Annotated in this window: 13 protein-coding genes; 2 read left to right on the forward strand and 11 right to left on the reverse strand. The window is 66.3% G+C overall.

Going from position 1 to position 15,341, the window contains the following annotated elements:
- The 8 genes from HP546_RS06555 to HP546_RS06590 all read right to left on the reverse strand — a co-directional run.
- On the reverse strand, positions 1–611 hold a 611-nt coding region (locus HP546_RS06555), incomplete at its 3' end, for a thermostable hemolysin (RefSeq protein WP_172221372.1).
- Between the two features lie 346 nt (positions 612–957).
- Entirely contained in the window at positions 958–2,277 is a 1,320-nt protein-coding gene (locus HP546_RS06560; protein ID WP_172221375.1) for a serine hydrolase, read from the reverse strand.
- Positions 2,278–2,297: 20 nt separating this feature from the next.
- Positions 2,298–4,151, reverse strand: coding sequence for a DUF1302 domain-containing protein (locus tag HP546_RS06565; RefSeq protein ID WP_172221378.1), 1,854 nt, complete (start codon positions 4,149–4,151; stop codon positions 2,298–2,300).
- 174 nt (positions 4,152–4,325) lie between these two features.
- Entirely contained in the window at positions 4,326–5,510 is a 1,185-nt protein-coding gene (locus tag HP546_RS06570) for an acetyl-CoA C-acyltransferase (protein WP_172221381.1), read from the reverse strand.
- A 21-nt stretch (positions 5,511–5,531) separates the two neighbouring features.
- Positions 5,532–5,966, reverse strand: coding sequence for a thioesterase family protein (locus HP546_RS06575; RefSeq protein ID WP_172221384.1), 435 nt, complete (start codon positions 5,964–5,966; stop codon positions 5,532–5,534).
- A gap of 2 nt (positions 5,967–5,968) precedes the next feature.
- Positions 5,969–7,132 carry an iron-containing alcohol dehydrogenase gene (locus HP546_RS06580; protein ID WP_172221387.1) on the reverse strand — a complete coding sequence of 388 codons (1,164 nt, stop codon included), beginning with the start codon at positions 7,130–7,132 and terminating at the stop codon, positions 5,969–5,971.
- Between the two features lie 43 nt (positions 7,133–7,175).
- Positions 7,176–8,963 carry an acyl-CoA dehydrogenase C-terminal domain-containing protein gene (locus HP546_RS06585; protein WP_172221390.1) on the reverse strand — a complete coding sequence of 596 codons (1,788 nt, stop codon included), beginning with the start codon at positions 8,961–8,963 and terminating at the stop codon, positions 7,176–7,178.
- A complete protein-coding gene (locus tag HP546_RS06590; RefSeq protein WP_172221393.1) occupies positions 8,960–10,198 on the reverse strand; it encodes a 3-hydroxyacyl-CoA dehydrogenase NAD-binding domain-containing protein in 1,239 nt (412 codons plus the stop codon). Before HP546_RS06590 ends, HP546_RS06585 begins: the two co-directional genes overlap by 4 nt.
- Before the next feature lie 100 nt (positions 10,199–10,298).
- Between HP546_RS06590 and HP546_RS06595 the strand changes: the two genes are divergently transcribed.
- Both HP546_RS06595 and HP546_RS06600 read left to right on the forward strand, forming a co-directional pair.
- Complete coding sequence (locus HP546_RS06595) at positions 10,299–11,198, forward strand: LysR family transcriptional regulator (RefSeq protein ID WP_172221396.1); 900 nt, start codon at positions 10,299–10,301, stop codon at positions 11,196–11,198.
- A gap of 101 nt (positions 11,199–11,299) precedes the next feature.
- Positions 11,300–13,258 (forward strand): alkyl/aryl-sulfatase, encoded by a 1,959-nt coding sequence (locus HP546_RS06600; protein ID WP_172221399.1) that lies wholly within the window; start codon positions 11,300–11,302, stop codon positions 13,256–13,258.
- Between the two features lie 18 nt (positions 13,259–13,276).
- Here HP546_RS06600 and HP546_RS06605 read toward each other — a convergent pair whose 3' ends face one another.
- Genes HP546_RS06605 through HP546_RS06615 form a run of 3 tightly spaced genes read right to left on the reverse strand, consistent with a single transcriptional unit; the run spans position 13,277 to position 15,305 of the window.
- Complete coding sequence (locus tag HP546_RS06605) at positions 13,277–13,576, reverse strand: DUF202 domain-containing protein (protein WP_172221402.1); 300 nt, start codon at positions 13,574–13,576, stop codon at positions 13,277–13,279.
- Entirely contained in the window at positions 13,566–13,955 is a 390-nt protein-coding gene (locus HP546_RS06610) for a YidH family protein (protein ID WP_172221405.1), read from the reverse strand. Before HP546_RS06610 ends, HP546_RS06605 begins: the two co-directional genes overlap by 11 nt.
- Positions 13,956–13,967: 12 nt before the next feature.
- On the reverse strand, positions 13,968–15,305 hold the full coding sequence (locus HP546_RS06615) for a DUF1329 domain-containing protein (RefSeq protein WP_172221408.1): 1,338 nt from the start codon (positions 15,303–15,305) through the stop codon (positions 13,968–13,970).
- Between the last annotated feature and the right edge of the window lie 36 nt (positions 15,306–15,341).

Raw genomic sequence — 15,341 nt, forward strand, 5'->3', positions numbered from 1 at the left:
GTCAGGGCATCGAAGCCAACGCCGATGCTGCCGGCGAATACCTGAGGACGTTGATCGTAGTAGCTACCCCATTGGTCCATCTGGCCCTGTAGACGTTCTGGGTCGGCCGCGGCCAATACCGTGGGCATCAGTCCCAGCCGCCGGAAACTGTTGATCAGCGTCGCCGCGCCTGTGAATGTGACCCACTCAAGACCGCGCATAGCTAACAGCCACGTCACGGCAATGATCATGATCCGCGCGCTGCCGGCGCTGAGTGACGCCAGGTTGCCCACCTCAACCATGCATGCTCGGTCCCGAGAAACGCCTGCAACCCGAGAGATGGCAGCCTCTATTGGCTCATCCAGATATCGCTCAAGGAACAGCGGACCTTCACTCGCCGGTCGCATGCCGGCGGCGGCGATCAGTCGACTATGGCTGTCATGTAAGGCCAGCAGCTCTGGCAAGTAATGCTGCACATCTGCCTGATGCACGCTGGCAAAGCACTGGTGGATGAAATGCTGCAAGTCTTCACGTGCAGGATCACCTGCCACATGGAGCGTCAGGTGAGCGTGATGGTCGGCATGGCTGCCGATGGGTAGCGGGAGCAGATTGCTCCAGTGAGGCTGGGTCATGAAACTCCCCCCGGTTTGGGTTCGACGGAGGGATTATCGGGGTCGAATCTGAATGGAATCTGAAGTCGAACAGCCTAGGGCGTTTGTGACCACGGAACGCCGGGTGGAATGCACGCATTACCCTGCAAGGGCGGCGCATGGGCTGAACGTCCGCCAAGGGTCGAACGCTGCCGGTCACGCCCCTTGGCGGACATCTGTAACCGGGGCCGCGTCGCGGCCCATCGCCGGCAAGCGCGGCTCCCACAGGTACAGCGCATGCCTGAAGGCTGGCGATATTCCTGTGGGAGCCGGCTTGCCGGCGATGAGGCCGGTACTGACTACAGAGCTTTGGATCAGCTGTTGCAAATCAACCCGGCAGTGCCGCCAACACCGCACCCACCATGCGATTGAACGTAGCCGGCGAGTCCACGATGCGCGCGGGGGCGTTTGCCTCGCCGTCAGCACGCGTGGCGCGACGGCCCTGGTCGGCGGTGGCCGAGAGCTTGACGATCACCAGTTCGCGACGGGGGTTGATGTAGATTTTCTGCCCGAAGCGCCCGCTGGCCTCGACGGAACCTTCACCGTCATTTTTTTGGTACCAGTAATTGCGGTAGCCGTAGCCAGGGCGCCCAGGGCCGAGGCTGCCTTGGGCGAACACTGCCGGGTCCGCAGGCTGGAAAGTGCTGTGCACCGCCTGGTTGAAACTGTCGCCCTTGGCATCGCGGGCCAGTTCGCGGCGTACCAGTTCGGCAAAGCGGGCGGTGTCGCGCAAGTTGCAGCTGATGCCGCCGCTGGCCATTTCGGTACCGAGCGGGTCGACTTGCACATAGGCATCGTCCTCGGCGAAGCGTGACCACAAACGCTGCTCGACCAACTGCGCCCAGTTCAGCCCGGTGATACGCCGCAACGCCCAGGCCAGCGCTTCCGGCGATCCGTTCTGGTAGAAGAACGGCGCCTGGCCAGCGGGGTTCGGCGCCTGCAGTACCTGCCGCAGGAAGCTGTAGATATCCCCTGGCATGCCCTCGCCCCGCGGGATCAGGCCGGTGGCGGCAAACAGGCCGAGGTCCGGCGGCATCTGCGCGGGGTACTGCACCGCCACCTGCATATCCAGGTTGGCCTGCACCGTCGCCTCGCCAAACGGCGTGCCGCGCAGTTCCGGCACGTAATGCGCCAGCGTACGTTGCGGGTCGAGCGCACCTTCAGCGATCAGCTGTGCGGCGATCAGGCCGGTGACAGACTTGGTCATCGACGCCCAGATGTGGGGCTGACCGGGTTGGAAGCCGTCCATATAACGCTCGAACACCACCTTGCCCCGGTGGAGCACGATCAGCCCGTCGGTGCTGGTTTGCTGCAGGTAGCCGGCCAAGGTCAACGGCTGGTCGCCGGCGCTGAAGGCCAGTTGGTCAAGCGCCGCCGCGCGGCCTTCGGTCAACGCCAGCGGTGTGGCTGCGCGGCCGATACTCCGGGTGGGTGACACCTCGCGGGCGTGGCGCATCGACCAGCGCAAGTACGGTGGCTGAAAGGCGTTGGCCTGGTTGACCCGCAACTCCGGCGCCGGAGGGAACCCCTCCATCACACCTTGCCCGGTCGGTGCACCGACCGCCAGGGTTGGGGCCAGGGCACCGGCCAGCACCAGGGCGATACCCGTCAGGTTGGCGGATGAAGGGTGCATGCTGCGCTTGGACATGGTCGTGCTCCTTGGTTGCACTAGAAGTTGGCGCCCACGCTGAACGCCACATAATCGCGGTCGCCGCGGGTGCCGTAATCGCCGTCGAGGTAATCGGTATAGGCCAGGCTGGCCCAGTACTGGCTGGCCAGGCTGAGGTCCACGCCCACGCTGATCGAGCGCGAGCCTTCGTTGAAGCCCGAGCTGTCCGCCGGTGAGTAACCCTTGACGTCATGGGCCCAGGCCAGGCCTGGGCGAATGTCCAGGCCTTGGATCAGGTTGGGGTAGCTCCAGGTCGCGCGCAGGCGGTAGCCCCAGGAAAAGGGTGTGACAAAGCCCTCGTCGTTGCAGTCGCCCGGGCTTTTCGAGATCGCCAGGCACAGGCTGTTGTCGGCCAGCTCGCCGTTGCCATAGGCACCGGAGCGGCCATACCGCGGCCCGAAACGCCCCTCCAGCCCGCCGACATAGGTGGCGCCCACTTCGCCCATCAGCAGAAGCTGGTTAGCGCCCATGACCTGGCTGAACGCCTGCACGGCCGATATCTGGGCCTGGGTCACCTCCTTGCGCCGGTAACCGTCGAAGGGTGTGTTGTCTGTCGCAGGGCGCAGGCCGTCGGCGTTGAGCGGGCTGCGGCCAGGGGCATTGAGCAATGACTGCAGCAGATCGTTGCCGTTGAGCTGCACCGGCATGTTCGGCCGGTAGCTCAGTTCGCCCTGCACGGCGGCACCGTTGCGCAGAGTGGTGGCGAAGGTCAGGCCGTACAGGCGGATGTCTTCGGGGTATTGCGCCCGGTACTGCGAGGTGCCCATGCGCAGCGCGCCGGCCAGGGTCTGCCCGTTGCTGGACGCCAGAAAGGCACCGCAATTGGCCAGCGCCACACCGACGTTGCCGCACAGTTCACGGGCAAAGCCCGAATTGGCGTAATAGCGGCTGCTGACAGTACCCAGGTACGGCGAGCGGCTGTGGTAATTGGCGGCGAAAAGGCCAAACTCGGTATCCAGTGGTTCAACGTACCAGTGCAGCGAAAAACCCCATTGGCCACCGTTGCGTGCATCCTGGTCGGCGCCCCGAGGCACGCGCACGCCCTCCTCCGTCAGCGTCACACCAAACGGGGCCAGGGCCGGCGACACAGCCGGGTTGGTCACCATCTGCCCGCCGACATCCAGCCCCTGGCAGCCTTCGGGCATGAAGTCGTTGGCGGAAAAGAACGTTGCGCAGTTTTCCAGTCGGGTCTGCTCCCAGTCCAGCTGGTAGAAGGCATCGAAAGACAGCGCCTGGTTGAGGTTCTGCGTGACATACAGCAGGTTGACCGGCGCCAGGGCGTCTTTCACTTCCGAGCCTGGCCGGCGCAGCGCAGCCTGGTTGAAGGGGTTGATCACGTTCAGCCCGCCCTGGATGAACAGGCTTTCCCCCCAGTTGACCACCTGTTTGCCCACCCGCAGCGAACCGGGCTCACCGCCAATGTCGTAGAGGCCATAGGCGAACGCATCGAGCAGCTCCGCCCCGGCGGTTTTCGCCGAAACCTGGCGGTTGCGGTCGTCGATGTCGACGGCCCGCTGGCTGTGGTCGCGCTGCGCGGTGTCATACCAGTAGGTGCCACGCAGGAAGACACCCACGTTATCGCGGTGCAGCTCCAGGTCATGGGTGCCTTTGAACATCGCCGAAAACACATCGCCCGAGCGGTAGTTGCGCCGCGCGTCGTTGCCATTGGCAGCCTGCAACTGCTGTTTGTCGGGGTTGGCAGTGCTGACGGCGGTACTCAATGACAGCGCCGAGTCGAAACGCCCTTGCAGCGAGCCAACGTTGAATTGAACGCCCGCAACCGGGGTGGCGAGCAGGCAGCACAGGGCCGCCAGCGGCGCCTGGCGCCGGCAGAATAGGAGGGTTGCGCTCACTCTTAACCTCTTGTTGTTTTATTAGAGAGGGAAATGATGGGTTCAGCGCGGACGCGCCGGCCGCCCAGGCCGGCGGTGTCGGTGACGAGCAGTATCAGGCAGGTTTGATTACGCTCACAAATAGCGTCTTCGGATCAATGCCATGCCGGTTCGTTATGGCTCCAAGGCGGTGCTTCAGAGCACTTCGAACAAGCCTGCCGCGCCCATCCCCCCGCCCACGCACATGCTCACCACCACGTAGCGAACCTTGCGCCGGCGGCCTTCGAGCAACGCATGCCCGACCATGCGCGCACCGCTCATGCCATAGGGGTGGCCGATGGCGATGGCGCCCCCGTTGACATTGAGCCGCGCCGGGTCGATGCCCAGGTGTTCGGCGCAATAGAGCACCTGGCAGGCGAATGCCTCGTTGATCTCCCACAAGCCGATGTCCTCGATCCGCAACGCGTGGCGCGCCAACAGGCGCGGTATCGCCAGCACCGGGCCGATGCCCATTTCCTCCGGGGCCAGGCCCACCACCGCCATGCCCCGGTACAGCCCCAGCGGCTGGCAGCCTGCGCGTGCCGCCCGGGCACCGCTCATCAGCACACAGGCGCTGGCACCATCGGACAACTGGCTGGCATTGCCCGCAGTCACGCAGCCGCCCTCGATCACCGGTTGCAGTGCCTCAAGGTCCGCCAGCCGGGTGTGCGGGCGGTTACCTTCGTCCTGGCTCAGGTGCACGCGCTCGTGGGACTGGACGCCAGTGGCCTTGTCGACGACCTTGCGCTGCGCCGTGACTGCCACGATTTCATCAGCGAACAGCCCGGCCGCCTGCGCTGCCGCTGTGCGCTGCTGCGACAGCAAGGCGTAACGGTCCTGGGCGTGGCGGTCGATACCATAGCGTTTGGCGACGTGCTCGGCCGTGTGCAGCATGGGCATGTAGGCGTGCTCGCACAGGCGCCGCACCGTGGCGTCCTGGGCAGCATTGGCAGCCTGCATGTGCGCGTGCTGCACCAGGCTGATCTGCTCCTGCCCGGCCCCGACCACCACCTGCATGCCCTCGCCGCGGATCTGCTGAGCGCCGATGGCAATGGCCATCAGCCCTGAAGCGCATTGGCGGTCGATGGTCTGCCCGGCCACCGACTGCGGCAAGCCAGCCGCCAGGGCCGACAAGCGCGCCGGGTTGATGGCGGCGGTCCCGCTTTGCATGGCGGTGCCCAGCACCAGGTCCTCGACTTCGTCCGGTTCCACGCCGGCGCGCTCGACGGCGGCGCGGATGGCAATGGCGCTCATGCTGGGGGTGGTGAGGTCGTTGAACGCGCCGCGCCAAGCCTTGGCGATGGGCGTGCGCGCGGTGGATACGATGACGGCGTCTTGCATGAAACGGCTCTCCTTGGGCAGTTACACCGGCAGCAGGCTTTCGTAGGCGCTGCGCAATTTGGCGGGAATAGTGACCGGGCGGTTGTTCAGGCGATCGACGAACACATGAGTGAAACGGCCAGCGGCGCAGGCCTCGGGCTCGCCCTCGACGAACACGGCCAGGGCGTAGTGCACCGAACTGTTGCCCAACCGTTCGACGGCGATGCCCACCTCGATGCGTTGCGGGAAGGCGACGGCGGCAAAATAGTCGCAGGCAGACCCGGCCACGTAGGCCACCACCGGGTCGTGGTGGATATCAAGGCCGGCGTGCTCGATCAGCCAGGTATTCACGGCACTGTCGAAAAACCCGTAATAAACGACGTTGTTCACATGCCCATACAGGTCGTTGTCGTGCCAGCGCGTGGTGATCGGCTGGAAGTAGCGGTAGGCGCCGCGCAGCGGGCGTTCCCTGGCCATGTTCAAAACGCCGCCTGATAGAGGGCCAATGCGTCGTCGAGGGTGACCTTGCGCGGGTTGTTGACCAGCAACCGTTGCTGTTGCAGGGCATCCTCGGCCAGCAATGGCAGGCTGTGCCGCGGCACCCCGACATCTCGCAGCCGGCTGGGCAGGCCGCAGCGTGGCGCCAGCTGCTCCAGCTCATCGATGAACTGGTTACACAGATCATGCGGGTCGCCAGGCACCAGCCGATCGCCCAGCAGTGCCGGGGCCAGCGCGGCATAGTCGGCGAACGCTTCGCGACGGTTGAAGCGCATCACGTGGGGCAGCACCAGCGCATTGGCCAGCCCGTGCGGCACGTGGTAACGCGCACCCAACGGGTAGGCCAGCGCATGCACCGCCGCCACTGGCGCGTTGGCAAACGCCTGCCCGGCCAGGCAGGCGCCCAGCAGCATGGCCTGGCGCGCCGCCAGGTTGCCACCGTTGTGCACCGCCTGGTCGAGGTTGCCGGCCAGCAGCGCCAGCGCCTCACGGGCCAACAGGCTGGACAGCGGGTTGCGCTTGTACTGGCTGGTGGTGGCCTCGATGGCATGGACCATGGCATCGATCCCTGTAGCGGCGGTGATCGCCGGGGGCAGGCCCAGGGTGCGCTCGGCGTCGAGCAACGCCAGGTCGGGCAGCAACAGGGGGGAAATCACCGCCATCTTGGCCGCCTCGCCGGTGGTGACCACGGCCACGGGTGTGACCTCCGACCCCGTCCCGGCGGTGGTCGGCACCTGGATCAGCGGCAGGCGCTGGCCTTTGGCCTGGTCGATGCCGTAGACCGCCTCCAGGGTCTGATCACAGGCCGGGTGCGCCAGCAGCGCCACCAGCTTGGCGACATCCATGGAGCTGCCGCCACCGAAGCCGACGATCAGCTCGGCGCCGATATGCCGCGCCCGAGCGACGGCCGACAGCACGCAGGCATGGCTGGGGTCGGCGCTGACCTCGCTGAAGATCGCCACGCTCAGGCGGGCCTGGGTGAACCCTGGCAGCAAGTCATCGAGCATGCCCAGGTTGACGATACCCGGGTCGGTCACGATCAGCACGCGGCGCACGCTGCGTTGCTGGCACAACTGCGCCAGACGCCCGGCGGCACCGGGTTCGCACAACAGATGGGGAGTGGTGGCAAAACTGAAAGGCTGCATGCTCATGTTCCTCTTGTTCTTGTGGGTGAACAGCTGGGCCATGTCAAAAGGCGAAGTGCGCTTCATCCAGGCTCATCAGGCACTGCGCGCCGCCGCGCAAGGCCTCGCAATGGGCGCTCGCGCGCGGCAACACCCGCCGCCAGTAAAAAGCTGCAGCCTGCAATTTGGCCTGGTAGAAGGCGTTGTCCTGGCTGCCTGCGGCCAAGGCCGCGCTGGCGGTTTCGGCAGCCCGCAGCCACAATGCGGCCAGCAGCACGTAGCCCGAATAGGCGAGAAAATCCACCGATACCGCGCCGATTTCCTGCGGGTCGCAGCGGCAGGCGTCGAGCACCTCGGCGCTCAGGTTGCGCCATTCCTGCAGGCGCTGAGCAACCGCCTGGGCCATCCCGGCCAGCGCGTCTGCACGGCAGTTGCGTGCCGCTTCAAGCAACTCATCGATCAGCAGGCGCAGCTGCTCGCCACCGTCGCCAAGCAGCTTGCGGCGAATCAGGTCCAACGCCTGGATGCCGTTGGTGCCCTCGTATAGCTGGGTGATGCGGCTGTCGCGCATGAGTTGCTCCATGCCCCATTCGCGGATGTAGCCATGCCCGCCGTACAGCTGCACGCCCAGGCTGGCAGTCTCCTGGCCGACATCGGTGAGGAAGGCCTTGACGATGGGGATCAGCAACGCCGCCCGGCGCCCGGCGGCCGCCTGCACTTCAGGCTGCAAGGCGCCGTGCTCCAGGTCCAGCGTTTGGGCAACAAAGGCCGCCAGCATGCGGCAGCCTTCGCTGAGGGTTTTCTGGGTAAGCAGCATGCGCCGCACGTCAGGGTGGCAGATGATCGGGTCGGCACTGCGTTCGGGCGCCACCGGCCCTGCCAGGCTGCGCGACTGCAAGCGCTCGCGGGCATAGGCCAGGCCACCCTGGAAGGCCGCCTCGGCGATGCCCAACCCCTGCAGGCCGACCTGGAAGCGCGCATCGTTCATCATGGTGAACATGCACGCCAGGCCCTGATTGGCCTCCCCCACCAGCCAGCCACGAGCGCCATCGAAATTCATCACGCAGGTCGCCGCGCCCTTGATGCCCATCTTGTGCTCGAGCGCGCCGCATTCGACCGCATTGCGCGGGCCCAGCCCTCCGCCTTCGATGCATTCGAACTTGGGCACCAGGAACAGGCTGATGCCACGCACACCGGCCGGCGCATCCGCCAGGCGCGCCAGCACCAGGTGGACGATGTTGTCGGTAAGGTCCTGGTCGCCGCCGCTGATGAAGATCTTGCTGCCGCTGATGCGGTAGCTGCCATCGCCCTGCGGCTCGGCACGGGTACGCAGCAGCGCCAGGTCGGTACCGGCCTGCGGCTCGGTCAGGCACATGGTGCCGGCCCATTCGCCGCTGACCAGCTTGCCCAGGTAATCGCGCTTGAGCGCTGCGCTGCCATGCCGGTGCAAGGCCAGCACGGCGCCCTCGGTCAGGCCGGAATAGATCCGAAACGACAGCGACGCGCCCATCAGCATTTCGTGAAAGCAGGCCGAAACCATTTGCGGCAGGCCCTGGCCGTCATGTTCCAGCGGGCCGGTCATGCCACCCCAGCCCTGCTCCACATACTGCCGGTAAGCCTGGCGAAAGCCATCCGGTGTACGCACGTTGCCTTGCTCCAGGCGGCAGCCCTGTTCATCGCCCTGGCGGTTGAGCGGCGCAACCACCTCGCTGGCAAAGCGTGCACCCTGCTCAAGAATGCCATCGATGGTTTCGCGGTCCAGCTCATTGCCCAGCCGGGCACAGTGCGCCGTCACATCGAACAGTTCGTGCAGCACGAAGTGCATGTCACGCTGGGGGGCTCGGTAGTTCATGCGCGGCCCTCGTGGACGTCGGCCAGCTGTTTGCGCTCTGCCACCAGGCGCATCAGCAACCCGGCCGGGCGCCAGTGCTCGCCGAACAGGCCTTGCAAGCGTTCCAGGCGTGCCAGCAGCAAGCCCAGCCCCTGCTGGTCGGCCCAGCGCATCGGCCCGCCGACCTCGTGCGGGAAGCCATAGCCATGCAGGTACACCCGGTCGATGTCAGCGCTGCAGCTGGCCACCGTTTCCTCGAGAATTTTCGCGCCCTCGTTGACCAGCGCCAGCAGGCAGCGCTCGTGGATTTCCGCGTCGTCGACCGCGCGCCGGTGCACACCAAGGTCCTGAGCGACCTTGAGCACCAGCGCATCGACCTCGGGGTCGTGCACGGCTTCACGACTGCCGGGGGCATAACGGTAGTAACCCTGGCCGCTTTTCTGGCCGAAACGCCCCAGCGCGCACAGGGCATTGTCGACCTGTATCAACGGCGCATCCATGTCTTTACCGGCCAGCTGGCGCGCACGCCACTCCAGGTCGATGCCGACCACGTCGTACATGCGAAACGGGCCCATGGCCATGCCGAACGCCTGCAGCGCCTCATCCACCTGCCGCGGCGTGGCGCCTTCGAGCAGCAGCTTGCGCGCCTCGGCCACATAGCTGGCGAGCATGCGGTTGCCGATGAAGCCCGGGCAGTTGCCGGCCACCACCACTTCCTTGCCCATGCGCTGCCCAAGGACCTGGGCCGCCTCGAGCACCGCAGGCGAAGTGCGCTCCCCGCGCACCACTTCCAACAGCTTCATCACATGGGCCGGGCTGAAGAAATGCAGCCCGAGCACCTGTTCGGGCCGGCGGGTGACGGCCGCGATCGCGTCGATGTCCAGTGCCGAGGTGTTGCTGGCCAGGATGGCGTCGGCCTTGAGTGTGCTGTCCAGGGTACGGAAGATGGCCTGCTTGAGCGCCAGGTTCTCGTACACCGCTTCGATCACCAGGTCGGCTTCGGCGAGGTCGTCATAGGCCGTTACCTGGCGCACCCGCGCCAGGCAAGCGTCGGCCTCGGCCTGATCGATACGACCCTTGGCCACCTGCTGTGCCCAGGTTTGCGCGATCATCGCCAGGCCGGCTTCGGTGGCGCAGGGGTCGTTGTCCAGCCACAGCACCGCAAGGCCTGCACGGGCCAGGCTGATGACGATGCCGCGGCCCATAGTGCCGGCGCCGATCACCGCCGCCTGCTGAACGTTGTAGGGAGTACTCACGGGTGACGCTCCTGATTCGAGGTGTGAAGGCATTGCCCTCACCCTAGTCAGGCGCCTACTATTTTTGAAATTCTCATTTTCCATCCCATGTATTTTTCGCATGAATATAGCCAACTTCGACCTCAACCTGCTGCGCGTCCTGGACATGCTGCTGCGTGAACAGAACGTGTCGCGCGCGGCCGAGCGCCTGGCGCTGACCCAGCCGACGGTGAGCAATGCGCTGGCGCGCCTGCGCGACCTGCTGGGCGACCCGCTGCTGGTGCGCGTGGGCCGGCGCATGCGCCCCACCCCACGCGCCTTGGCCCTGGAAGGCCCGATTCGCGCGGCATTACTACAGATCGAACAGACCCTTGGCGCCGGCGACAGCTTCGACCCGCAGCTCAGCCACCGCCAGCTGCGTATCGCGCTCACCGACTTCGCCGAACAGCTGTGCATGCCAAGGTTGCTGGCCACCTTGCAAACCCAGGCCCCGCACTTGCGCGTGGATGTGCTGCACCTGACGCCCAACCTGCCCGCCGAAGCCCTCGATCGCGGCGAACTCGACGTGGTGCTGGGGCGCTTCGATGAGGTGCCCGCGCGCTACGAGCGGCGCCACTGGCGCAGCGAAACCCTGCAAGTGGCGGTGCGCCAGGGCCACCCCGATGTGGATGGCACCCTCGACCTTCAGGCGTTTCTCGCCCTGCGCCACCTGTGGGTGCACGGCGGCCAGACCCGTGGCATGGTCGACCAGTGGCTGGGGGAACAGGGCCTGGCCCGGCGCATCGTCTACACCACGCCCAATTACCTGCAGGCCGCGCACCTGGCCGCAAGCTCCGACCTGTGCGTGGTGCTGCCCACCGCCCTGGCTCGCCATTTCGCCCGGCTGCTGCCGCTGCAGGTATTGGACCTGCCGTTCGCCCTGGAGCCCTTCCAGCTGGAGCTGGTGTACCTCGCCCATCGCCAGCACGACCCGGCACTGGCCTGGCTGGTGGCGCGCATCATGGACATTGGTGCCGGCTGAGCCATCGCATTTGTGCATGGGTGGCCATGCAAGAGTGGTATTGGTTCGCCAGTGAGCTCTGTCCTTAGAGTGTTCGCCCTCAGAACAACAAGGACCACCCCATGCACCTACGCACACTGCCCTGCCTGCTGGCCCTCGCCCTGCCCTACGCGGCGCTGGCCGACGGGCCGGCCAAGGACGCCAGCGACCTCACCCGTCAGAGCAATCAGCAATGGTTGCAGCACCTGCCCTTCGAAGACCGCAGCGACTTCGACAATGCGCGCCGCGGGCTGCTCGAAGCCGTCGAGCAGCCCGTGGTCAATGCCAACGGCAAAACCGTCTGGGACCTGCAGCGCTATGCCTTCCTGAAAGGCGAGGCACCGGCCACGGTCAACCCGAGCCTGTGGCGCATTGCCCAGCTCAACACCTTTGCCGGGTTGTTCAAGGTCAGCGAAGGCATCTATCAGGTGCGCGGCCTGGACCTGGCCAACATGACCTTGATCGAAGGCGAGCACGGCCTGATCGTGATGGACCCGCTGCTGTCGGTGGAAACCGCCAGGGCCGGGTTGGCCATGTACTTTCGCCATCGCCCGCAGCGGCCGGTGGTGGCGGTGATCTATACCCACCCGCACGTCGATCATTTCGGGGGTGTGCGTGGGGTGATCGACGAGGCCGACGTCAAGGCCGGCAAGGTGCAGGTCATCGCCCCGCAGGGCTTCTTCGAACATGCCGTCAGCGAAAACGTGCTGGCCGGGCCGGCAATGAAGCGCCGGGCGCAGTACATGTACGGCGCACCACTGCCACGCGGGCCACGCGGCCAGGTGGATGCCGGCCTGGGCAAGGGTGTGCCGGCCAATGCCACGGTTAGCCTGATTGCCCCGACCCGGCTGATCGAACAGCCCTTCGAGACCCTGCGCATCGACGGTGTCGACATCGAGTTTCAGCTTACCCCTGGCACCGAAGCGCCTGCTGAAATGAACCTGTGGTTCCCCCAGTTCAAGGCCTTGTGCATGGCCGAGAACGCCTCCCACGTGCAGCACAACGTGCTGACCCTGCGCGGCGCCCAGGTGCGCGATGCCAAGGTGTGGGCGCACTACCTCGACCAGTCGCTGTTACGCTATGGCGAGCAGGCCGAAGTGGTGTTTGCCCAGCACCACTGGCCGACCTGGGGCGGGGCGGCGATCCGCGACTACCTGGCTGATCAGCGCGACATGTACGCCTTCATCGACAGCCAGACCCTGCGCCTGATCAACCGCGGCCTTGGCCCCACCGAGATCGCCGCCGAGCTGACCACCTTGCCGCCACGGCTGGCCAGCAAATGGTACAGCCGCGACTACTACGGCTCGCTCAGCCACAACGTGCGGGCGGTGTATCAGCGCTACATGGGCTTTTACGACGGCAACCCGGCAACCCTCAACCCGTTGCCGCCGAGCGAGGCCGGCACGCATTACGTCAAGGCCCTGGGCGGCGCCGAGCGGGTGCTGACCCTGGCCCGTGAGGCCTACGGCAGCGGTGATTACCGTTGGGTTGCCGAGCTCACCCGGCACCTGGTGTTCGCCCAGCCCGACAACAGCGCAGCGCGCGAGCTGCAGGCCGACGCCCTGGAGCAACTGGGCTACCAGAGCGAGAACGCCACCTGGCGCAACGCCTACCTGACCGGTGCGCAAGAGCTGCGCAACGGTGTGGCGCCGGCCGCCAGCAAAGGCGGCAGCGCGGACGACCTGGTACGCGCCCTGACCCCGACGCTGTTCTTCGATTACCTGGGCGTACGCGTGGATGCTGCCAAGGCCGCCGAACAGGACCTGACCATCAACTGGCACTTCACCGACCTGAACGAAGACTACGCCCTGACCCTGCGCAACGGCGTGCTCACCCACCGCGACCACACCCGCCACGGGCAGGCGGATGTCGAGGTGAAAATGAGCAAGGTTACCCTGGACCGCATCGCCCTGAAGCAGACCGGCTTTCTCAAGGAAGCGACCGTGGGTGATATCGACATCAGTGGCGAGCGCATGAAGTTCATGCGCTTCATGGCAGGGCTGGACGAGCCGGACGGGCGCTTCAATATCGTCACCCCCTGAATCACCCACAGCGCCGCCCTAAAGCGAGCGGCGCAACCACACGCTGAGCACCAGGCCCGCCACTCCCAGGGCACAAAGCAGCACGCTCCAGGCGGCCGCGTGGCCCTGCTCGCGGTGCAGCATGCCCAGCCCTCGGCGGTATACCCCGCGCTCACGAGCCCGGCCCAGCAGCGCTAGCAGCGCCGCCATACCGGCCACCATCCACATTTCGCCACGCCAGGCGATGCACGCTACCAGCAGCAGCGACACCTGCGTGCGCCGCCAGGCCAGCACCGTACGTTCGGCCTGCAGCCCAGTATCCCTGGTGCTATCCGCCATGCCAACGCGCCCATAGCACGCCGACCAGCGCCACGCAGGCAAGCCCGCACGCCACGCTCAGCAGCGGCACCAGGCGCGGCAGCGGCAGCGGCGCCTCGCGGCGCAATGCGCGCTCCACCGCCAACCAGCGCCAGCCGGCGCCCAGGCTCACCAGCAAACTGGTGGCCAGCAACGCCAGTTCCATCGCCACGCGCCCAGATGGCGGCCAGGCATGGGCAGCGAAGGTTTCGATGGCGATTGCGCCGCCGAGCAAGGCCAGGGCGGTGCGGATCCAGGCAAGAAAGGTGCGCTCATTGGCCAGGGTAAAACGCGGATCGGGCGCCTTGCCCTGCCCCAGCAACCAGCGCTCCCAAAGGGTATGACGGTGATCGGAATTCATGAGAGCCCTGTGTCAACGCAGCCCTTGGCTGCGCAATGCGCCGGGGGAGAAGTAGGAAGCACTGGTGCGCACGTCGAAGGCGTACGGCCTTGGCTGCTCGTTGGTCAGGCCAGACAGCTGGTAGCGGCCACTGCGCAGGTCGTAGATCGCCTCCATAGCGTTGACCAGCGCCTGCCCGGTCACGTGGTAATAGCTGTGGGCCTGGGCGGTACGCCACACCTGGCCCTTGTGGTCAAAGAAGTCCGCCTCAAGGATGGCCCAGCTGTCCTCGTCCAGGTAATAGCGGCGGCTGGCGTACAGATGCTTCGCCCCAGGCTTGAGGGTACCCACCACTTCCCACACCCGGTGCAGCTCGTAGCGGGTGGTTTGCGGGTTGACGTGCCCCGGCCCGATCAGCGCGGCATAACCGAGCAGGGGCGAAGCCAGGCGATAGCTGTTGTACGGCACATGCAGGGCCTTCTTGCCCACCAAGGTCCACTGGTAGAGGTCCGGGGCGCCGTTGAACATGTCGCGGCTGTCGGCGGTGCGCAGGCCGGCCGTGCCCGGGGTGATGCTGTCATAGGCCAGCGCCGGGGCGCGCCGCACCCGCCGCTGGCTGCTGCTGTACAGCCACGAGAGACGCGGCTGGGCCACCTGATCGAGGGTTTCGTGCAGCACCACAGCATCGCCCGCCAGGCGCGACGGCGCGGTCATGCGGTAACTCAGGTAATACAGCACGTTGCCCGCTTGGCCGCCTTCCAGAACGTCGGGGCGGGCGAAGTTCTGTTGCAGGCTCATCGTCGCGAAGCGGCCATCGCCACGCGGGGTGATGCTGTCCGAAGCCAGGCGGTAACTGCCGTTGCGCGGTCGGGTGAGGTGGTTCCACAGCACCTGCAGGCCATTCTCGGGCTTGGGGAATGCCACTACACCGGCAAAGCCCTCCACGCCGTTGCCGTCGTTGACCAGCCGGGCGTTGGCCGCATTGTGCCGGGCCCACTCGCCCACGGGTGGCGGCACCGCGACACTGCGATGGGAGGGATACACCGGCAGGCGAAACGACTGGGGGTAACGCTGCATCAAGGCCACCTGCCCCGCCGTCAGCTGCTCCCGGTACTGGGTGTAGTTGCTGGCGGTGATCACATACAGCGGCTGCTCATCGGCGTACGGGTCCAGCGGGGTGCCGTTGACCGCCAGCGACACTTGCCGCGCCTGCAGGCCGCCGTTCCAGGCCGGTATGCGTCCGTCGCTGCCGGGCCCGCGTTCGGCCCCCACCGGCGTCAAGTCTGCGGACAGTGGCATGGCCTCCGCGTACAGGCTCAGCAGGCTGGCGTTGACAAACAGGAAGATGCGCAGCAGGGCAAATGGTTTCATCGGGCTTGGCCTCTTGTTGTTGTGGTGTCCGGGCCG

The organism is Pseudomonas sp. CM25, assembly GCF_013179705.1.
GTDB lineage: Bacteria > Pseudomonadota > Gammaproteobacteria > Pseudomonadales > Pseudomonadaceae > Aquipseudomonas.